Genomic DNA, 20239 nt, shown 5'->3' with positions numbered 1-20239 from the left:
ATATGACTGAAATTGGAAAAGTTATTACCAGTACGCCTGGCTCTATTCAGGTAATGCTAAATGGTGTCGATATATTTGAAAACAACAAAGCTAAAATACGTATTTCAAGATATGTTGTAATCGAAGATGGAAATGATTTGAAGATCCTTGCATCGATTCAAAATATTTCGGCAGTGCAATCTGATGCACAAACAATCAGTTACACGCTTTCTTGTTCCCCTATTGGTTGTTATTCGGAGGGAGAAGAAGGCATCAACTTTAGACAAGGTGGCGTAAATTTACCATCGCCTACTGAGCCTGTATATATACCAGAAGACGAGATAATAAATGCTATATTTAGTAGTAATGAGAGCTTTTCTTTTTATGTGGGTCAATTAACTAATAACAAAACCGTAAAATACTTTGTAGATGGAAATCGCTTCTTTGGAAAACATATTGCAGTTGTTGGTTCCACTGGTTCGGGAAAATCTTGTGCGGTTGCAAGATTGCTGCAAAATATTATGAAGATTAACCAGGGACATAATGAAAACGCAGGTTCTCTTAAAAATTCACACATTATAATTTTTGATATTCATTCTGAGTATCAGTCTGCATTTACATTAGATGAACAGGAAGCATTTAGCTTGAACTGTTTAGATGTAGAAAAGCTGTGCTTGCCGTATTGGCTCATGAACTCTCAGGAGTTGGAATCGCTTTTTATTGAGAGCAACGAAATGAATTCTCATAATCAAATCTCTCAGTTTAAAAAGGCGGTCATCTTGAGCAAAGAAAAGCACAATCCAGAAATGGAACATATTACATACGATACGCCGGTTTATTTTGATATCCAAGAAGTATACCGTTATATAAAAAATAAAAATGCTGAGGTGATCAATAGAAAAGAAGGAAGTCCTCGCCTTCCGAAGGAAATCAATGGAACGTTAATTGAAGATTGTGATAATGCTTATCTGACGAGGGAAATTGAGTTTGCACCTACAAGTACGTCTAAAGAAACAAAAGCGTCATCTGGACCGTATAATGGAGAGTTTGAAAGATTTGTAACAAGATTGGAAACTAAACTTTCGGATAAGCGGTTGAGATTTATTACAAAGCCTGAGAAAAAAGACGGAACACCGTATACTACCCAAGATTTCGCCGAAATTCTCAAACAATTCCTGGGCTACATAGATAAGTGTAATGTCACAATTATAGACCTAAGTGCAATTCCGTTCGAAGTTCTTAGTATTGTAATAAGCTTGCTTTCGAGAATTATTTTTGATTTTGCTTTCCATTATTCTAAAATGAGGCATCAGATGAGTCTGGTCAATGACATACCATTTATGCTTGTTTGTGAAGAGGCTCATAATTATATTCCGAAAAATGGTGGAGCAGAATATGCAGCTTCAAGGCATTCTATTGAAAGGATAGCAAAGGAAGGCCGGAAATACGGATTGAATTTAATGGTTGTAAGTCAACGTCCGTCAGAAGTGTCAGAAACTATTTTTTCTCAATGCAATAACTTTTTAGTGCTTAAATTAACGAATGTAAACGATCAAAACTGTATAAAGAATTTGCTGCCAGATAACAATGCTTCTTTGGTAGAGGTGCTTCCTACTCTTTCTGCTGGGGAATGCTTGGCGGTAGGAGACGCTGTTCCGTTACCAGCTGTTATTAAAATGGATATGCCAGACCCTGCTCCTAGTTCCAGCAATGTGAATGTCTATGATGAATGGAATAAAGACTGGATTGATATTGCGTTTGAAGAAGTAATCAAGCGTTGGAGAAAAGAATAGACTTGAATAGCAAGTCAATTTAGCATATAACCAAAGTTAGTACTGGCAACACCATGGCAACAAAAAATCAGATAGCCGTCACTATCTGAATAATGGAAATAATGTCAATATTCTGAGCTAAATCCCATAAGCAAATCTGTTTAGAAAACTTCTGACAGGAGCGGGTGGGAATAATATTTTAGTGTTACCGTGTCCCGGGAAGTCTTGATTCATCATGGCTTTCCGGGATGCTTTTTCTGATATAATGGACTGTTGTGACAGAAGAAAACAAATTCATGCGGTGTTTTGCGTAGGTAGAGAAAGTATCGGAAATTTTTTGACGAGAGAACATGAAATGCCGATCTGATGAGAAATAGACGAACCCACAGGAAAAACTGTGGATTCGAATTGTTTTAGATCCAGTCTGTACGGACAAGCAATTTTATCAGAAATATTGATATAAATTTTGATATTATGTATTTGAGCTGATTTGCTTGTTTGAGGCGGTTATCGTTTATCCTCCTGCTCTTTTCGCATCGCGCAATATCCAATCATAACTGCCCAAACATAAGCGCAGGTTTTGGGAATCATGAGCATGCCGATCAAGGGGAAGGTGTCTGCCCATAGCACAACAGGAATGTAAAAACCAAAGCTTAAAAGAATGGTCAGCCACATCCAGTGGAAAGCGTGGTCCTGCTGCTTTCGTGTGCTGTGGAAGAACAGGACAATGATAATTAATCCGAGGATTGCAAACGGAATGTTGCGGTAAATACCCCAAGAGAGCGGGGCATCGCTGCTGAGCCATTGGTTTTGCGGCATCAGGCAGAGGAGAATCCGAATAAACGCCAGACCCAGAATGGAAACCGTCAGCAGAGTACCATGATGGACTTTGTAACGCTGCCGCCAAACATAGTACAAAAGGACATAGAATATGGTCATAGTAATGGAGGTAACGCATTTTCCGAACCCTAACAGTGCGGTGTATTGGTCTAAACCGGTAGTACATAATGCAATCACGCGGGGAATCAGATGGAAGGCATCGCCACATCCGAGAATAACAGCCATGATACCAAACAAACGAAATTGTGTATGTGCCGGGCTTTTACGGATCATTCGAATGCCGATGGAAATAACGGTAATTAGGTAAGCAATGTCAAATATGGTTTCTGCAATGGCTTGCATAATATTTTCCTTTCTTTTATTTGATGAATGAATAGATGGTGAACGGTGTTCATTTTACGCCGGAAAAACTCCCGCTTGTCGCGGGAATTTTAATATACGGTTCGGCGGATCACTTCCAACACAGGGGATGGATCATAATTGTTGCGCAACAGTGCGGATAATATCAAAGAGAACAGTAAATCTGCAAAATGCTCCCTTGTGAAAGTATCGGTAAAAGCATTTGGCCGAATTTGCGGATCCTGCTGTAATACGGTGCAAAGCACCTGCATGACATGCTGCCAAGATTGCAACATCCGCTCCTTGCCGTCTTCCTTTTCTTCTCCGAAAAAGCTGACAGCATGTAGATGAAAAAACCCGGGATATCGTTTTTCGCCATCCTTCAGCCGCTGGAAGATCCAAGTGATGCAGGACAGAATATTGTGCAGGATATCTGGATCTTGCGGAAGGCAGAAAATATCGCGCCAGACACTCTCGATCATGGAGGCTGTCAGATCTGCTTTGGAATTAAAATAGTTGTAAACAGATCCGACTGAAATATCACAGGCGTTGGCCAGAGCACGGATATTGACAGAAGTCCAACCGTCTTTCTGAATCATATCCCGGCAGACTTTCAAAATTTCATCTCTGGATGTAATGGTAGAATGGATGATACCACCTCCTTCTGAACGCTGTTCATTATAGAGGAGTAGAGAGATATTGTCAAGCGCTGGTGAAATAAGTTGATGCAAAAACGGTTTGGAGTGGATTTGTCCGAGGCGAGCGAAGATGCGTCAAAAAGATAATTCGCTGGGATCGATCTTGTCTTGCTGCGTTACTGCTCGAATGACATGGCAAGGGGAGCCAGCAGCCACAACACCGGCCGGAATGTCATGTGTCACTACGCTGCCGGCTCCAATGACAGAGCCTCTGCCGATGGTAACACCGCCGCAGATCACGGCATTTGCGCCGATCCATACATCGTCTTCTAAGGTGATGGGCTGAGACGTGCTGATGCCGGCACTGCGCTGCTGCGGGTCGATAGAGTGCCCGGCACAGGCCAGACACACTCCCGGTGCAATAAAAGCGCCTGCACCAATATGGACGGGAGAGGTATCCAAAATCACGCAGTTATAGTTAATAACCGTCAAACCATGTGTATGGATGTTAAAGCCGTAGTCACAGTGAAAAGGGGCTTCGATAAAGGTCAACGGGTGACAAGTGCCGAATAACTGCGGCAAAATGGTTTGACGTTTGTCTTCCTGATCCGGCGGCAGTTGGTTGTATTCCCAGCACAATTGCTTGGCAGTATTCTTCAGCTCCCGTGGGATTTGCAGATTGTTTCCAGCATATCCGTGTGGGCTTTTCATTATTTCGAGAATATTCATGTTCGTGCTCCTTATTGTATCATTGCGTTGCAAATGCAAATAAAATCGGGTTAAAAAATACCTCAAAACATCCGTTTTGAGGTATTTGTCTGGTCCGAGTGACACGATTCGAACGTGCGATCTCCACATCCCAAATGTGGCGCGGTACCAACTCCGCTACACCCGGATATTTTGTTTTCTGCGGTTAAAATGCCATGATCGGCATACAACCACGCGATATCATCCTATTAAATATACCAAATAATCTGCGCTCATGTCAATATCAGAATATCATTGTTTCAGCGTATTTTGTGTCAAAGTCGATTATAGCACTCCGTACGGTTTTCGAATACAGCTGAAAACCGTACGGAATACATTAAATCCTATGCGGCATAGCGCTGATATTACGGATTTACCGGTTGATCACGTTCATCTGCAATCCCTGCATTACATCCAGCGCTTTCTCATGCAGAATCGGATCAAAGCTGCGGCACAACGCGGCGTCGATCGTAATTTGTGCTTCCGGCCATTGTGCTTGCATCAAAACCGCGTTGGAAATGACACACATGTTGGTTACAACGCCAACCACCAGAATTTCACGAACGTCCGGCAGCTCCTTTCCCAGCGCACAAAGATCGGCAGGGGACATGCCAAAGGTGTTTTTGCATACCGTATGGATTTGATGATTGGCACAGGTTTCGCAGCATAGTTCCTGCGTTTTGCCATACAACCTCCATCCGGTTTCCTTTGGGTTGCAATGCGGGATCGGCAGCGCACGTCCCTCCCGTGTTTCCAGATAATAATCATCATGCGTGTCATAGGTGAACAAAACATGATCGCCCTGTGCCAGATAGGTCTGCACGAGATGTGCAATGCCGTCATCGATTGCAGCCGCTCCATCAAAACCAAGCGAACCGGTTACAAAATCGTTCTGATAATCAATAACTGCAAGCAGTTTGGAAATCTTGCGCATTTCTCATTCCTCCCGTTTGATGATATCATCATAGCATAATTTTATGGAATGAACAACGAAATTATTGCGTGCAAATGCATTGTCAATTATAATGGACAAAGAATGAGCATACCTTTTGGATGATGGAGGTGTGCGCATTGAAGCAACCATGGAAGAAACGTGCGCTGGGCGTTGCATTGCTGATGGTGATCGGGTTCCTGGCATGGACAAAAGGAGAAAGCGTTGTGCAGGTGGTGGCGCCGCATGATGCCGTGCGCACGCTGGTGATCGATGCCGGGCACGGTGGGTTTGACGGCGGCGCCATCGGATCAAACGGAACGACCGAGCAGGATATCAACCTGAGCATTGCCAAGCGAGTGCGGCTGCTCGCGTCGTTTTTCGGTGTGCAGACAGCCATGACGCGTGAGGATGAAAACGCGCTTGGATACGATGCATCCCGCTCGATTCGGGATAATAAAGTTACGGATATTCAGGCGCGGGAACAAATTGTCAAAAGCGCATCCGACCCGGTTTTTCTCAGCATTCATCTGAATAAATTTAGTGATGCACAGTATCATGGCGCACAGGTGTTTTATTCCACCAATCATGCGGGCAGCCGTGCACTGGCAGAGCTGCTGCAGGATGCGTTGATCGTTGGATGTGATCCGACGAATACTAGGCAGGCCAAACCGGCCGACCGCAATATCTATTTGATGAAAACATTGGAGTGCCCGGCAGTGATCGTCGAGTGTGGATTTTTGTCCAATCCGGCAGAGGAAACACTGCTTGGCGACCCGGAATATCATAAAAAACTCGCCGCCAGCATTGTAACCGGTTATCTTCGGTATGAAAGCGGCATTTGATGGAGGAAATATGAAACAGAAAACCGTTTATCTTTGCAGCGATTGCGGCTATGAAAGCCCAAAATGGTTTGGCAAATGCCCATCCTGTGGAGCATGGAACACCATGAGTGAATACAAAGTGAAACCGGAATCAGTATCGCGCGGTACGGAGAGCTTTCAGCGCGGCGTGTCGCGGCCGACTTTGCTGAAGGACATTGACAGCGGAGACGAAAGCCGGTTCTATTCCGGCATCGGAGAGCTGGACCGTGTGCTGGGCGGCGGCGCGGTACATGGCTCGTTTGTGCTGGTCGGCGGCGAGCCCGGCATCGGCAAATCCACCCTTTTGCTGCAAATGTGTCAGGAAATGTGTAAGTCTGCACGGGTCCTGTATGTGTCGGGTGAGGAATCCTTGCGGCAGATCAAGCTGCGGGCAGCCCGCCTGCATATTTCGTCGCCCGATCTGTACATTCTTTCGGAAACCGATATGGATCAGATCATTGCGGAAACCGAGCAGATGGCGCCGGATATCCTGATCGTGGATTCCATCCAGACGGTTTACAAGCGTGATTTAACGGCAGCGCCGGGCGGCACGACGCAGATCAAGGAATGCGCGATGAGCCTGATGCAGTACGCCAAGAACAAGAATGTGACGATTTTCATAGTTGGCCATGTTAACAAAGAAGGAACGCTTGCCGGCCCGAAGATTCTGGAACACATGGTGGACTGTGTGTTGTATTTTGAAGGGGAAACTACCGGCCCGTTCCGTTGCTTGCGGGCGGCGAAAAATCGTTTTGGCTCGACCAATGAGATTGGTGTGTTCGAAATGAGCGATCACGGTCTGTTGGAAGTGCAGAACCCTTCGGCTGCGATGCTGGCTGGTCATCCGCAGGGGGCGTCCGGCAATTGCATTGCCTGCGTGATGGAGGGCAGTCGGCCGCTGCTGGCCGAGGTGCAGGCGCTAGCGGCCAAAACGCAGTTTGGCGTACCGCGCCGCACGGCAGCAGGCGTGGATTACAACCGTATGGTCTTGCTGCTTGCGATTTTGGAAAAGCGCTGCGGCTTGTTTCTCTCTTCGTCGGATGTGTATGTCAACGTGGTAGGTGGCATGCGGCTGGAGGAACCGGCGGTGGATCTGCCGATGGTGCTGGCGATCGCTTCCAGTTTTCGCGACAAGCCGCTGCCGGAGGGGGTGATGAGCTTTGGGGAAATCGGTCTGACTGGCGAGCTGCGCGCGGTTTCCAATGCTTCGCAGCGGATCAATGAAGCATATCGCCTGGGCTTTCACACCTGTATCATGCCGATGCAGGATATTGATGAAGAGCTTGCAAAAAAAATGAACATTGTGCGCGTCAAAACCGTTGCGGATGCCATACGCGCGGTGCTGTGACCACAACCAGTTTTTACATGTGTAAAACCGGCCTTTTTGCCGCAGACTAACAGCAGTCTTGCGGCAGGAGGTCGGTTTTTGTGGAAAAAAAGGCGCGGATGGTGTTGGGGGCAACCGCAGTGGTGTTGTTCGTATTGACGTTATGGTATTGGAAAGGGCGTGCGCCGACACCCGTATCAGTGCAGACCGGTACGGCGTCCGTACAGGATATCTACAACAGTATTACGGTTTCCGGTGTCATCGAGGCGGCGGACAGCACGGCGATTGCACCCGCTTCCAATGCAATTGTGTCGGCGGTATATGCTGCGGTAGGGGAGAATGTGGAACCGGGGGAAGTCCTTTGTACGCTGGTACCGGCAGATGCCGAAACGGTTTCGCTGCAAGATGGGGTACAGTCTGTTTGGCGTGCAGTCTCGGATGAAAGCAGCGAGTCCGTGACCGCAGAAGAGGAGTGCGTGCTTCGAGCGCCGGTTTCCGGAACGGTTTTGGAACTTCCGGAAGTGGGTGAAAATATTTTTTCCGGTATTCCTTGTGCAAAAGTCGCCGATCTGGACTGCTTGCAGGTGCGTGCGCAGTCGCCCGAGTTATATGCGGGTGAACTGCAATGCGGTCAGCGTGCCAATGTAACCGTGGCCGCGGTGGAAGGGGAAATGTTTGGCGCACAGGTAAAAAGTCTGTCGCCCGTGGCGGTGCGCGCGATGAGCCTGACAGGCGAGAGCGGGGAAGCCACTGTTGAGGCGGTTTTATCCTTAAACGGGAATACGGAAGGTCTGCGGCCGGGCTACTCGGCTTCCGTCAAGATTTTCACGGATTTTCATTCGGATGCCATTGCGGTACCGATGGAGGCAATCTGTCAGCGGGGCGATAAGGAATATGTATTTTGCGTTGAGAATGGACGCGCGGTAATGCATGCGGTTGAGACGGGATACATGCTGGAAACCGTGACCGAAATCCGCAAGGGACTGGATGCAGATTCTGTTGTGATTCTTTCTCCGCCGGACACTTTGACAGACGGCGATTTGGTTGAGGTGAAGACGTGAGGGGGATAGATCTGCTGCGGCTCGCCGCCGGAAATTTGCGCGAGAATCCGCTGCGCACCTTGCTGTGTGCGCTTTCCGTGGCCGTGGGGACGGGCGCGCTGCTCCTGATTGCAGCGATCGGGCTGATGGGACAGGAAAAGGTAAGTGAAGGCCTCAAAACCCTTGGCGTCAGCGGTTTGACCGTTTATCTGGAGGATCACGGTTCCGGCAATCCGCTTTCCGCGGAACTGGCGGACCGCATGGAGCAGGCGGTTGCCGGGGGGGACAGCGTGATGCCGATCAAGGCAAAATCCGGTTCCGTGCGGGCGGGGCATGCCGATGAAGACGTGCTCTTCTTAGGTGTTGACGAGCGGCTGGGCGAGGTCATGCAGCTGGATGTGCTGGCAGGTGCTTTGCTGACCGAACGGCAGGCAGACAGTGTGCAGCCGGTGGCTGTGGTAGGGGATGAACTGGCACAGGCGCTGTTTGGAAGAGACAATATCGTCGGCCGTTCGATCCGTGTTCGCTTTGACGGAAAAGAAATAGATTTTACCGTATGCGGTGTGGTTAAAGCGCAAACCAGTGCCTTTGGGTCTTTGGCCGCCTCGTTTGCACCACATTTGGTTTATATCCCATATTCCTATCTGGCAACTGGGCAGGATAATGCCGATCAGGTCTTTGTGCAATGCGCCGCGGAGGCAGACCTGCCTTCGGTCAGCGAACAAATCTCGCGTTATTTGAGCGGATATGGTGACGTGGATGGAACGGTACGGGTGCAGAACATGTCCGGCATGGTGGATACCGTCAACCATCTGGCGGATTTGGGAGTTATGCTGTTTGCCGCGGTTGGCGGCATCACGCTGTGCGTTGCGCTGATCGGCGTGCTTTGCAGCATGCTGGCGGCAGCTTATGAAAAAACCGGTGAAATCGGAGTGCTGCTAGCGCTCGGTGCACAGCGAAAAGACATCCGACGGATTTTTTTGCTGCAATCTGCGCTTTTGTGCATGGTGGGCGGCGGATGCGGTATGGCAATGGTACAGGCGGTTTTATATGGCACAATATCAGTTTTACCCGATTGGCGTATAACCGCAGGACTGTTTGTGCTGTGCATTTCCTGCGGTGTGGTGGCTGGTCTGCTGCCGGCAGTCCGTGCGGCGCGTCTCGATCCGATTGAGGCAATGCGGAAATAAGCCTTTTCTTTCTTTTTCCCCTGTGGTATGATAGAACACAGAAAAGAAAGAAAAGGGGATGGATCATCCAAATGCGCCACATCATTGATTTGTGCGATTTGACGGAAAAAGAGTTTTCCGACCTATATAAGCTGACCACCAACATCATTGACCGCCCCGAAGGTTATACCGATGCCTGCCGCGGCAAGGTGCTGGGCAGCCTGTTTTATGAACCCTCTACCCGTACCAACCTGTCCTTTTCCACCGCGATGATGCGTCTGGGCGGCAGTGTGGTCGGTTTTTCCGATCCGGGTTCTTCATCCACGACCAAGGGTGAAACGCTCAAGGATACGATCAATATGGTATCCAGCTATGCGGATATGATCGTCATGCGTAATCCGCGGGAAGGCGCAGCCAAGGCGGCTTCCATGTATTCCTCTGTGCCGGTTATCAACGCGGGCGACGGCGGACATCTGCACCCGACGCAGACGCTGACCGATATGGTCACCATTCTGCGCATGCGCGGTTCGGCGGATGATATGAAGATCGGTCTGTGCGGAGACCTTAAATACGGCCGCACGGTACACTCGCTGCTGCACTTTTTGGAGCGGTATCACAATGTGCAGATCTATCTGATTGCGCCGGACGTGCTTGGTCTGCCGGATTATATGGTGCAGTTCCTCAAGGAGCACAATATGCCGTTTTGCGAAGTGAACAGCATTGACGAGGCGCTGCCTGAACTGGATGTTTTGTATATGACGCGCATCCAGCGTGAGCGTTTTGTCACCGCGGAGGAATATCAGAATCTCGAAGGGAATTACCGCCTGACCGCGGAAAAGCTCAAGCGTGCCAAAAAGGATATGCTGGTGCTGCATCCGCTGCCGCGCGTGGACGAAATCGCGCAGGACGTGGATGATGACCCGCGTGCAGTGTATTTCCGTCAGGCGCGATTCGGTATGTTCGGCCGTATGGCGCTTTTGCTGACCCTGTCCAAGCTGCCGTTTATTCGTGCGGGGCATCAGGATATTGGTGCACACGGTGTCAAATGCTCCAACCACAAGTGCATCACCAAGACCGAACCCTATCTGCCGCTGACCGGCAAAGCGGGGGAGCGGTGCCCGTACTGTGATGCGCCGCTGGAAATGCTTTTATAAGAAAAAGTCCTGACCAATTCTGGTCAGGACTTTTTCTGCAATATCACTTTATTCCCAGTGCACTTTATGCTGCAAGGGGCCGGAGCCGTGCCCCAGATCCAGCCCGTACTGAATGCAGGCGGTCAAATACCGCTTGGCACGTTTGACGCTGCCGGTCAGCGAGATACCCTGCGCCAATCCGCAGGCAATCGCAGAAGAAAGCGTGCAGCCGGTGCCATGGGTATTGGGGTTGTTGATGCGGGCAGCCGGCAGCCAGTGCATTTGTTCTTCCGCATACAGCAGATCATCGGCGCAGTCGGATAAATGTCCGCCCTTGAGCAGTACTGCGCCGCGTGTTTGTTGTGCAATCATTTTTGCAGCCTGTTCCATCTGTTCTTTGTTAGAGATATAGGCGCCGGAAAGCGCGGATGCCTCCGCCAAATTGGGCGTCACCAATGTGCAAAGCGGGAAAATCTCTTCCACGATCGCTTTTGCCGCTTCCGGCCGCAGCAAATCATGTCCGCTGGAGGACATCATAACCGGATCAAGCACGATGTTCTGCGCGTGATGTGCGCGCAGCCGCTCTGCGGTCACATGGACGATTTCAGGATCGTACAGCATACCGAGTTTGACCGCATCCGGACGGATGTCGTCAAACACACAGTCAATCTGCTTTTTGACTAGGTCAGGGGAAATCGGCTGCATACCAAAGACGCCGGTCGTGTTTTGCGCGATTACGACCGTAATGACGCTCATACCAAATAGGCCGTGCGCCTCGATGGTCTTTAGGTCGGCCTGAATACCGGCGCCGCCGGTCGGGTCGGTTCCGGCAATCGATAAAACGGTTTTCATAACTTACATTCCTCCAATCCGGTTCCGTCAAATGCGGGAATAAAGCTTTCGCTGATCGATCCGGCCTGCTGAAAGAATCCGGCAAGCCCGAGCGATTGAAACAATTCGCAGGCATCTGCATATTCGTCGTCTGTGATGGTGCGATCCAGCTCCGGCCAATCCTGCATATCAAACGGTGTATACTGCCGCATCAGGCTGACCAGTACGGTGTCGCCAAAGCGGTCGGCAATATCGCGCAGTACCTGCGCAGTGTCGCCGGCAAGGCCCGGCAGCATCAAATGACGGATGACCGTGCCGCGGATGAGAAGGCCGTTTGCATCGTACTGCGGCGCCCCTGTTTGACGCACCATTTCCGTAATGGCTGCAACCGCCACTTCCCGGTAATCCTCGGCGTGGGAGTAGCGGGCGGCATAATAGCTGCTGTAATATTTGTAATCCGGTAAGTAGATATCCACATAACCCCGCAGCAGACGCAGGGTTTCCACGCATTCATACCCGCTGGAATTGTAGACGACAGGGATCTGCAAACCGTGTTTACGGGCAAGCGACAATGCTTGGATGATCTGCGGCACATAATGCGCGCCGGTGACAAGATTGATGTTGTGCGCGCCGCTTTGCGCCAGGGAGAGAAAGGTCTGCGCCAGATCCTGCACCGAGATCGGCTTGCCAATGCCATCGCGTCGGCTGATCTGCCGATTCTGGCAGAATACACACCCAAGAGAGCAATGCGAGAAAAATACCGTGCCGGAGCCTCTGGTGCCGGAAATCGGCGGCTCTTCCCATTGATGCAGGGAAGCGCGTGCGGCCTCGATCTGGTCGTTTGCGCCGCATAAACCGCGCACGCGTGTGCGATCTGCCCCGCAGGCACGTGGACACAGCTTGCAGTTTTTCAGCAAAGCCGTCAAAGTTATCCCTCCAATCAAAATTATTATATCGTATTTAAGGCTGGAAATAAAGGTAGGATTTGTGCTATACTATTTGAAAAAGCAAAAAACAGGAGATAAGCGTCATGAAGATTTCAGATATTTTGAAGCAGGATAAAGTCACGCTGTCGTTCGAAGTGTTTCCGCCGAAGACCAGCAGCAGTTATGAATCGGTTGCGCGTGCTACGCAGGAAATTGCTGCGCTGCACCCGGATTTTATGAGCGTTACTTACGGCGCCGGCGGCGGTACCAGCGAACACACCGTGCACATTGCAGCAGATCTTCATGCACAGTATGGCGTAAATGTTCTGACGCACTTGACCTGTGTTTCTTCGACGCGGCAGCATGTATCCTCTATGCTGGAAAAATTCAAGCAGGAAGGGATTGAGAATATTCTGGCACTGCGCGGCGATATTCCGGCAGGCGGTGCACCGGCAAATGACTATCATTATGCTGCAGAACTGGTGCGGGATATCAAAGCACAGGGGGATTTTTGCGTGGGCGGCGCATGCTATCCGGAAGGGCATGTAGAAGCGGCCAGCAAAACTGAGGATATCCTGCATCTGAAAGAAAAAGTGGACGCCGGATGCGAATTCCTGACGACCCAGATGTTTTTTGACAACAATATCCTGTATAACTTCCTCTATCGCATTCGCGAAAAGGGGATTACTGTTCCGGTCATTGCCGGTATCATGCCGGTGACCAATGTCAAGCAGATCAAGCGGATCACCTCCATGTCCGGCACTTATCTGCCGGAGCGTTTCAAGGCCATCGTGGATCGCTTTGCGGATAATCCGGATGCCATGAAGCAGGCGGGCGTGATCTATGCCACCGAACAGATCATCGATCTGATTGCAAATGGCGTCAATCATATCCACGTTTATTCGATGAATAAGCCGGAGATTGCAGCCGGTATTCAGACCAGCCTGTCGGAGATTCTCAAGTGATCGCCTTTGAACGCAGCGAAGCGCTGCGGTATCTCGGATATCATGGAACGCAGCAGCCGGATGAAGCGGTGCAGCAGAGTCTGGATCGTTGCGCGGACGAACTGCAAAATGTAGTGGCACCCAAGTCGGTGTTCCAAGCGTTTCCACTAACACATCCGGTGGAAGGGACAATGAAGCTGGCGGATGTCTTTATTCACAGCAAGAATCTGTCCCGCACCCTCAAGGGCTGCACCAGCGTATATCTGATGGCGGCAACGCTGGGTATTGACGTTGATCGGCTCATTGCCCGTGCCAGTGCGGTTCGGATGAGCGACGCGGTAATGTATCAGGCGATCGCAGCAGCCATGATCGAAGCCTATTGCGACGAAGTCAATGAAGTCCTGCGGCAGGAGGCCGAGCGCGTTGGGCTGTATTGCCGTCCGCGGTTCAGCCCCGGATACGGCGACTTCCGCATTGAACACCAGCGGGACTTCAGCAGACTGCTGAATACGCCGAAAAAAATCGGACTGACCGTGACCGAAAGCTGTCTGCTCGTTCCGATCAAATCGGTCACAGCTGTGATCGGCCTGTCTAACTCACCGCAGCCATGCCATCGCAAGGGCTGTGAAGAATGTGATAAAAAGGATTGTGCATTTAGGAGATAACAATGAATCTATTGGAAAAACTGGGCCGGGAATGGCTATTTTTTGACGGCGGCACCGGCACGATCCTGCAGGAGCGCGGCCTTGCGGCAGGCGAGCTGCCGGAAACATGGAATCTGACGCATCCGGAGGAGATTGTATCGCTGCACTGCGGCTATCTTGAGGCCGGAAGCGATATCATCAATACGAATACGTTCGGCGCCAATGCGCTCAAATATCCGGACAACCTGCGGGAGATCGTGGAAGCCGCGGTCATGCATGCAAAAAAAGCGCGGGCGCTGTCCGGTCGAAGCGATGCTTATATTGCGCTGGATATCGGACCGACCGGCCGTCTGCTCCAACCGATGGGCGATTTGCCGTTTGAACGCGCGGTGGAGCTGTTTGGCGAGGTGGTTCGCATCGGCGCCGCTGCGGGCGCGGATCTGGTGCTGATCGAAACCATGAGCGACAGCTACGAAGCCAAAGCTGCGGTGCTCGCGGCGAAGGAAAACTGCGATCTGCCGGTGTTTGCCACGATGATCTTTGATGAAAACGGCAAAATGCTCACCGGCGGCACCGTGGATTCGGTTGTCGCGATGCTCGAAGGACTGCGTGTGGACGCGCTCGGCGTCAACTGCGGTCTGGGACCGGAGCAAATGAAACCGATCGTACAGCGTTTAACGCAGGTCAGCTCGCTGCCGATCATTGTCAATCCCAACGCCGGCCTGCCGCGCAGTGAAAACGGCAAAACCGTCTTTGATATCGATGCAGATGCTTTCGCACAGCTCATGGCGGAAATCGCAGATATGGGCGTGCAGGTGTTGGGCGGGTGCTGCGGTACAACACCGGATCATATTCGCCGCATGATCGAAGCCTGCAAGGCAAAGCCAGTTGCGCCCGTTACCCCGAAGCATCGCACGGTGGTATCGTCTTTCTCGCAGGCTGTGGAGATCGGGAAAAAGCCGGTGATTATCGGTGAACGCATCAATCCGACCGGTAAGAGCAAATTCAAAGCGGCGCTGCGCGAAAATAATATTGAATATATCCTGTCCGAAGGGCTTACGCAGGAGGACAGCGGTGCACATATTCTGGATGTCAATGTCGGCCTGCCCGAAATTGATGAACCCAAGATGATGGAAACCGTTGTGTCGCGTCTGCAAAGTGTACTCGCGCTGCCGCTGCAAATTGATACCTCCAACACAGAAGCGATGGAGCGGGGTATGCGGCTGTACAACGGCAAACCAATGATCAACTCGGTCAGCGGCAAGATGGAAAGCATGCGCGCCGTATTCCCGCTGGTGCAGAAGTATGGCGGCGTGGTGGTCGGCTTGACGCTGGATGAAAACGGGATTCCGAACACGGCAGAAGGCCGTGTGCAGATTGCCCGGAAAATCTATGACACCGCAGCGGCATACGGCATCTCGCGCGATGACATTGTGATTGACGGCCTTGCAATGACCATTTCGTCGGACAGTGGTTCGGCATTGGTGACCTTGGAAACGCTGCGCCGTGTGCGTGATGAGCTGGGTGGTCATACGATTTTGGGTGTGTCCAACATCTCGTTCGGCTTGCCGCAGCGCGAGATCATCAACGCCAACTTCTTCACCATGGCGCTGCAAAATGGCCTGTCCTGTGCGATCATCAATCCTAACACCGAGGCCATGATGCGCTCGTACCGCGCATTTTTGGCGCTGACCAATCAGGATGCACAGTGCAGCGAGTATATCGCAGCTTACGGCAACCAGCCTGCGGCAATTCCGCAAAATACCTCTGCTGGCGCGGCAATGACGCTGGGGGAGAGTATTGAGCGTGGCCTCAGTGAACGTGCAGCACAGGCGACCCGTGAAGCGCTTGGGCATACTGCGCCGCTTGAAATCGTCAATACCGAGCTGATTCCTGCACTGGATCGCGTGGGCAAGGGCTTTGAGAGGGGAACCATTTTCCTGCCGCAGCTGCTCATGAGCGCGGAAGCGGCCAAAGCTGCGTTTGAGGTCGTGAAAGACGCCATGCGTGGTGCGCCGCAGCAAAGCCGTGGAAAGATCATTCTGGCGACGGTCAAAGGCGATATCCATGATATCGGCAAGAATATCGTAAAAGTGCTGCTGGAGAATTACGGATATCAGGTCATCGACCTTGGAAAGGACGTAGATCCGTCGCTGATCGTGCATACAGCGAAGCGGGAGAACATCCAGCTGGTTGGACTGAGTGCGCTGATGACGACCACTGTCGTCAGCATGGAACAGACCATCCGTCTGCTTCGTGCGGAAAAACCAGATACGAAGATCGTAGTCGGCGGTGCGGTGTTGACGCAGGAGTATGCAGACTCGATCGGTGCGGATTGCTATGCGCGGGACGCCATGGCAACGGTACACTTTGCCGATCAGGTTTTCGGAAATTAAAAAAGCAGGGCTGCGGGGATTCTCCCGCAGCCCTGTTGATTTCATCCACTTATGCCGCAGCCAGTTCGCTGAGCGCTTCCTGCTTGCTGTCGGCGGAAAACAGAAACACGCCGTTTTCATCATACACTTCAATGTGTCCGTTTACATATTCCATCGAGTAATCCATTTGCGGTTCTCCTTTCCTTTGATGTACTTAGTGTACCAAAGAAGGAGTACCATAAAACGGACTCATTCAAGAAGCTGATGCAGTTGCTGTTGGAATTGCTCGCGCACATCCAGCGGTTCCACGATCTGCACGCCGCCGCCAAGGCCGAACACCCAGGAAAAAAACTGTGGACTGACGGCAACCGTCACATTGACTGCAAAATGCGTGTCGTCTACGGGCTGCACCATAAGATCTGCTCCAAAACGATCCCGCAATACTCCAATAAACCGGTTCTCGCACCGCAGACGCACAGTTTTTTCCTCACCGGAAAACATACCGAACACCTTGCGGGAGTAGTCTGCCAGATTGAAACGGTCGTGGAACAAACGCTGTCCTTCACGCGCTTGCTCAGTCAATGCGATGTGTTCCATTTTATCCACGCGGTAATGCCGGATGGAATCCGAAGCCTGCTCGTAGGCAATCATATAGTAGTTTTCGTCATCCCAGGTCAACGCCCATGGGCTGACCTGATAGAACGCGCCATCGCGGCGGTATCGCTTTTGAATCCGCTGCTGAGAAGAGAAATCCAGCGTCCACTCAAAATACTGAAACGTGATCTGTACACCGGCCGAGATCGCAGCATGCAGGGTATCAATATTGTAGTAGATGCTCTCGTTCATGGTTTTGATCCGGTCGGCGATATAAACCTGCCGCTGCAATACCCGTGCCTGCGGCTCGCTTGCCAGCGATTCGATTTTTCGAATCAGTTCGCCGGACTTTTTTTCCGTGATAAAACGCGAGCACTGGATCGCATCCACCAGAAGTTTGAGCTCCGGCAGCTCAAAATCGCGGGAGGCAACGTAATATCCGCCGCCCGGTCCGCGCTGCAGCATCACATCCAATCCAAAATCCTGCAGCGCCGCGATATCTGAATAAATGCTTTTCCGTTCTGCTTCGATCCCGCAGCGAGCCAAGGCGCGCAGCAGTTCCTCCATGCTCAGTTTATGCTCTTCATCCGTCTTTTTGAGAAGAATTTGATAAAGGTACAACAGCTTCAGCTTTTGATTTGGATTTTTAGCCATGCTGCTGCTCCCATTCTGCAAGCGCCTGCTGATACGCAGCTAGAGAAGCACCGTCAAAGCAGACCATGGTCACGACTTGGATGTCTGAATGAGCTTGCAGATACTCCGAAATGGTCTGAATGGCAATGTGTGCCGCTCTTTGCAGCGGAAAATGGTAGACGCCAGTGCTGATCGAAGGGAATGCAACGGTCTTGCACCCGAGTGCGGATGCCTGTGCAAGGCAATTGCGATAGCAGGAAGCCAGAAGTTGATCTTCGTTCGCTTTGCCGCCGCGCCAGATAGGTCCCGGCGTATGGATGACATACCGGCAGGGCAGCCGGTACGCTTTGGTTGCCTTGGCTTCGCCGGTGGGACAGCCGCCAAGCGTGCGGCACTCTGCCAGAAGTTCCGGCCCCGCGGCACGATGAATCGCGCCGTCCACACCGCCGCCGCCCAGCAGAGAGGTGTTCGCAGCATTGACAATCGCGTCCGTTTGGCATTTGGTGATGTCGCCTTGGATGATTTGCAGCCGTTCCATAAACATGCCTTCTTTCAGGGTGATTTATTGGACTTATTATACATCCGTGGTGAGGATAAAGCAAGTTTGACGGTTTTGAAACGATACGTTATAATAAAAATAGAATAAAAGTCACGCAAAGGAGGCTGCGCAATGGACAAACCAATGTCGCAATATGCGGCGGATGCGCCTCGTGTACTCAGAGATTTTTTGACCTATATCTCCACCATCCAAGGAAAATCCGCGAAAACAGCACATGAATATTATCTGGATCTTCGGCTGTTCTTTCGTGTTCTCAAACATAATAAGGGGCTGGTATCAAAGGATATGCCGATGGACCAGATTCCGATCGATGATATTGATGTCGACTTTTTATCGCAGGTTACGCTTTCGGATGCCTATGATTATCTGGAGTATATGTCCGGTGAAAGACCGACGCAGCAAAACAGCGCGTTTACGGATTATGGTCTAAGCGGCACATCCCGCGCACGAAAAGTTTCTGCAATCCGCGCATTTTTCCGATATCTGACGGATAAGCGGCATGTGTTGGACAATAACCCGGTCAGTAATCTGGAATCTCCTACGATCCGTAAAACTCTGCCCGTGTATCTAACAACAGACGACAGCGTACGCTTGCTGCAGTCTGTGCAAGGAGAATATGCGGAACGGGATTTCTGTATCCTGACGTTGTTCCTGAATTGTGGTCTGCGTGTTTCCGAATTGGTCGGCCTCAATCTGACCGATTTTCAGGGTGATACCGTACGAGTACTCGGCAAGGGCAACAAAGAGCGCACAGTATATCTCAATGAGGCCTGTAAACTGGCGCTGGAAAACTATTTGCCCAAACGGTTGACACCGCACGAGCGTGACAAAAACGCGCTGTTTATCAGCCGGAATCACAATCGGATCAATGTGCAGACGGTCAAGTGGCTGGTCAAAAAACATTTGGAGCAGGCCGGTTTGGATACGCAGAAATATTCTGCACATAAGCTTCGTCATACAGCCGCAACTCTGATGTATCAAAACGGCGTAGATATTCGTACCTTGCAAAATATTCTGGGACACACCAGTGTCAATACGACGATGATCTATACGCATATTGAGGATAGCAGCCTGCGGGAAGCTGCGGCCAAAAACCCATTGGCATCGGTAAAACCACAGGAAAGTAAACAACAATAAAAAAGCTGCACTGCCAAAAGGCAGTGCAGCTTTTTTGATTTAAGTTAATTGCCGTGTGCGGCAATGACATCACTCATGTCATACATGCCGGGCTGTGTACAGCCGGCCATGAAAGCAGCCGCATCTACCGCGCCAACCGCAAATACTTCACGCGAAAGTGCAGTGTGCTTGATTTCAATGATCTCATCCCGGCCACAGAACATAACACTGTGCTCACCGACGATCGTGCCGCCGCGGATCGCGGAAATGCCGATCTCATGCGCAGGGCGCTTTTCGCGGCGCTCATGGCGATCATAGACATACTCTGCGTCATAGGGGAGAGCGTCTGCTACTGCATCCGCAAGCATCAGCGCAGTACCGGACGGTGCATCCAACTTCTGATTATGATGCTTTTCGATGATTTCCACATCATAGTTCTCTCCGAGTACCGATGCGGATTTGCGAAGCAGATCCATCAGCAGGTTGATGCCGATGGACATGTTGCCAGAACGGAAGACAGGGAATTTTGCCGATGCCGCACGGATATTTTGCAGCTGTTCCGCCGAGTGTCCGGTTGTACAGATGACAATCGGCGTATGATGCTGCTCGCAATAGGCGAGCAGGTGTTCCGTGCTCGATGCATTGGAAAAGTCAATGATGACGTCGCATTCGCCTTTGAATTCAAACGGATCGGCATAAACCGGAAAATCAGCCTGCTTTTCGGTATTGATATCAAAGCCGGCGACAATCTCCATATCCTTTTTCTGACCCACAATATCGGTGATGACATGGCCCATCCGACCGTTGCAGCCGGAAAGTGCAATTTTCAACATCTTTTT

At 50.8% G+C, this 20239-nt stretch carries 19 protein-coding genes and 1 tRNA gene; 10 read left to right on the top strand and 10 right to left on the bottom strand.

Annotated features, from left to right (window positions below; all coding sequences use genetic code 11):
* Window positions 1-2 precede the first annotated feature (2 nt).
* On the top strand, window positions 3-1772 hold the full coding sequence (locus tag EJL02_RS00965) for an ATP-binding protein (protein ID WP_125114549.1): 1770 nt from the start codon (window positions 3-5) through the stop codon (window positions 1770-1772).
* Between the two features lie 486 nt (window positions 1773-2258).
* Here EJL02_RS00965 and EJL02_RS00960 read toward each other — a convergent pair whose 3' ends face one another.
* The 5 genes from EJL02_RS00960 to EJL02_RS00940 form a co-directional block, all read right to left on the bottom strand.
* The gene (locus tag EJL02_RS00960; RefSeq protein ID WP_125114548.1) at window positions 2259-2933 is read right to left on the bottom strand and encodes a hypothetical protein; all 675 of its coding nucleotides are present in this window, start codon (window positions 2931-2933) and stop codon (window positions 2259-2261) included.
* Window positions 2934-3022: 89 nt separating this feature from the next.
* Complete coding sequence (locus tag EJL02_RS00955; protein WP_330548616.1) at window positions 3023-3547, bottom strand: TetR/AcrR family transcriptional regulator; 525 nt, start codon at window positions 3545-3547, stop codon at window positions 3023-3025.
* Between the two features lie 156 nt (window positions 3548-3703).
* A complete protein-coding gene (locus EJL02_RS00950) occupies window positions 3704-4297 on the bottom strand; it encodes a sugar O-acetyltransferase (protein WP_125114547.1) in 594 nt (197 codons plus the stop codon).
* A 90-nt stretch (window positions 4298-4387) separates the two neighbouring features.
* Window positions 4388-4463: transfer RNA gene (locus tag EJL02_RS00945), tRNA-Pro, on the bottom strand.
* A 225-nt stretch (window positions 4464-4688) separates the two neighbouring features.
* On the bottom strand, window positions 4689-5249 hold the full coding sequence (locus EJL02_RS00940) for a cysteine hydrolase family protein (RefSeq protein WP_330548615.1): 561 nt from the start codon (window positions 5247-5249) through the stop codon (window positions 4689-4691).
* Window positions 5250-5386: 137 nt separating this feature from the next.
* Here EJL02_RS00940 and EJL02_RS00935 point away from each other — a divergent pair, with 137 nt between their 5' ends.
* The 5 genes from EJL02_RS00935 (at window position 5387) to pyrB (ending at window position 10799) form a co-directional block, all read left to right on the top strand.
* Window positions 5387-6091: an N-acetylmuramoyl-L-alanine amidase gene (locus EJL02_RS00935; protein WP_164510220.1), complete on the top strand. Its 705-nt coding sequence runs from the start codon at window positions 5387-5389 to the stop codon at window positions 6089-6091.
* A 10-nt stretch (window positions 6092-6101) separates the two neighbouring features.
* Complete coding sequence (gene radA / locus EJL02_RS00930; RefSeq protein WP_125114545.1) at window positions 6102-7457, top strand: DNA repair protein RadA; 1356 nt, start codon at window positions 6102-6104, stop codon at window positions 7455-7457.
* Window positions 7458-7537: 80 nt separating this feature from the next.
* Window positions 7538-8497, top strand: a complete 960-nt coding sequence (locus tag EJL02_RS00925; protein ID WP_125114544.1) for an efflux RND transporter periplasmic adaptor subunit — start codon at window positions 7538-7540, stop codon at window positions 8495-8497.
* Window positions 8494-9666 carry an ABC transporter permease gene (locus tag EJL02_RS00920; protein WP_125114543.1) on the top strand — a complete coding sequence of 391 codons (1173 nt, stop codon included), beginning with the start codon at window positions 8494-8496 and terminating at the stop codon, window positions 9664-9666. Before EJL02_RS00925 ends, EJL02_RS00920 begins: the two co-directional genes overlap by 4 nt.
* A 71-nt stretch (window positions 9667-9737) precedes the next feature.
* Window positions 9738-10799: an aspartate carbamoyltransferase gene (gene pyrB, locus EJL02_RS00915; protein WP_125114542.1), complete on the top strand. Its 1062-nt coding sequence runs from the start codon at window positions 9738-9740 to the stop codon at window positions 10797-10799.
* 48 nt (window positions 10800-10847) lie between these two features.
* Here the strand turns inward: pyrB and thiD are convergent, their stop codons facing one another.
* Window positions 10848-11630: a bifunctional hydroxymethylpyrimidine kinase/phosphomethylpyrimidine kinase gene (thiD, locus tag EJL02_RS00910; RefSeq protein ID WP_125114541.1), complete on the bottom strand. Its 783-nt coding sequence runs from the start codon at window positions 11628-11630 to the stop codon at window positions 10848-10850.
* Entirely contained in the window at window positions 11627-12535 is a 909-nt protein-coding gene (locus tag EJL02_RS00905) for a radical SAM protein (RefSeq protein ID WP_125114540.1), read from the bottom strand. Before EJL02_RS00905 ends, thiD begins: the two co-directional genes overlap by 4 nt.
* A gap of 104 nt (window positions 12536-12639) precedes the next feature.
* Between EJL02_RS00905 and metF the strand changes: the two genes are divergently transcribed.
* From metF to EJL02_RS00890, 3 genes are read left to right on the top strand one after another with little or no spacing between them, the layout of a single operon-like run.
* Window positions 12640-13500, top strand: a complete 861-nt coding sequence (metF, locus tag EJL02_RS00900; RefSeq protein WP_125114539.1) for a methylenetetrahydrofolate reductase [NAD(P)H] — start codon at window positions 12640-12642, stop codon at window positions 13498-13500.
* A complete protein-coding gene (locus tag EJL02_RS00895; RefSeq protein ID WP_125114538.1) occupies window positions 13497-14144 on the top strand; it encodes a vitamin B12 dependent-methionine synthase activation domain-containing protein in 648 nt (215 codons plus the stop codon). The genes metF and EJL02_RS00895 overlap by 4 nt, the downstream gene beginning before the upstream one ends.
* Before the next feature lie 2 nt (window positions 14145-14146).
* Window positions 14147-16519 (top strand): homocysteine S-methyltransferase family protein, encoded by a 2373-nt coding sequence (locus tag EJL02_RS00890; protein WP_125114537.1) that lies wholly within the window; start codon window positions 14147-14149, stop codon window positions 16517-16519.
* Between the two features lie 228 nt (window positions 16520-16747).
* Here the strand turns inward: EJL02_RS00890 and EJL02_RS00885 are convergent, their stop codons facing one another.
* Window positions 16748-17746 carry a helix-turn-helix transcriptional regulator gene (locus tag EJL02_RS00885; protein WP_125114536.1) on the bottom strand — a complete coding sequence of 333 codons (999 nt, stop codon included), beginning with the start codon at window positions 17744-17746 and terminating at the stop codon, window positions 16748-16750.
* Window positions 17739-18263: an O-acetyl-ADP-ribose deacetylase gene (locus EJL02_RS00880; RefSeq protein WP_125114535.1), complete on the bottom strand. Its 525-nt coding sequence runs from the start codon at window positions 18261-18263 to the stop codon at window positions 17739-17741. Before EJL02_RS00880 ends, EJL02_RS00885 begins: the two co-directional genes overlap by 8 nt.
* Before the next feature lie 132 nt (window positions 18264-18395).
* Here EJL02_RS00880 and EJL02_RS00875 point away from each other — a divergent pair, with 132 nt between their 5' ends.
* Window positions 18396-19421: a tyrosine recombinase XerC gene (locus tag EJL02_RS00875; protein WP_125114534.1), complete on the top strand. Its 1026-nt coding sequence runs from the start codon at window positions 18396-18398 to the stop codon at window positions 19419-19421.
* Window positions 19422-19465: 44 nt separating this feature from the next.
* Here the strand turns inward: EJL02_RS00875 and dapB are convergent, their stop codons facing one another.
* Window positions 19466-20233 (bottom strand): 4-hydroxy-tetrahydrodipicolinate reductase, encoded by a 768-nt coding sequence (dapB, locus tag EJL02_RS00870; RefSeq protein WP_125114533.1) that lies wholly within the window; start codon window positions 20231-20233, stop codon window positions 19466-19468.
* Window positions 20234-20239: the final 6 nt, after the last annotated feature.

Source organism: Agathobaculum sp. Marseille-P7918 (assembly GCF_900625105.1).
In the GTDB taxonomy this organism is placed as follows: Bacteria; Bacillota; Clostridia; order Oscillospirales; family Butyricicoccaceae; genus Agathobaculum.
This window is presented reverse-complemented; position numbering and strand designations above follow the sequence as displayed.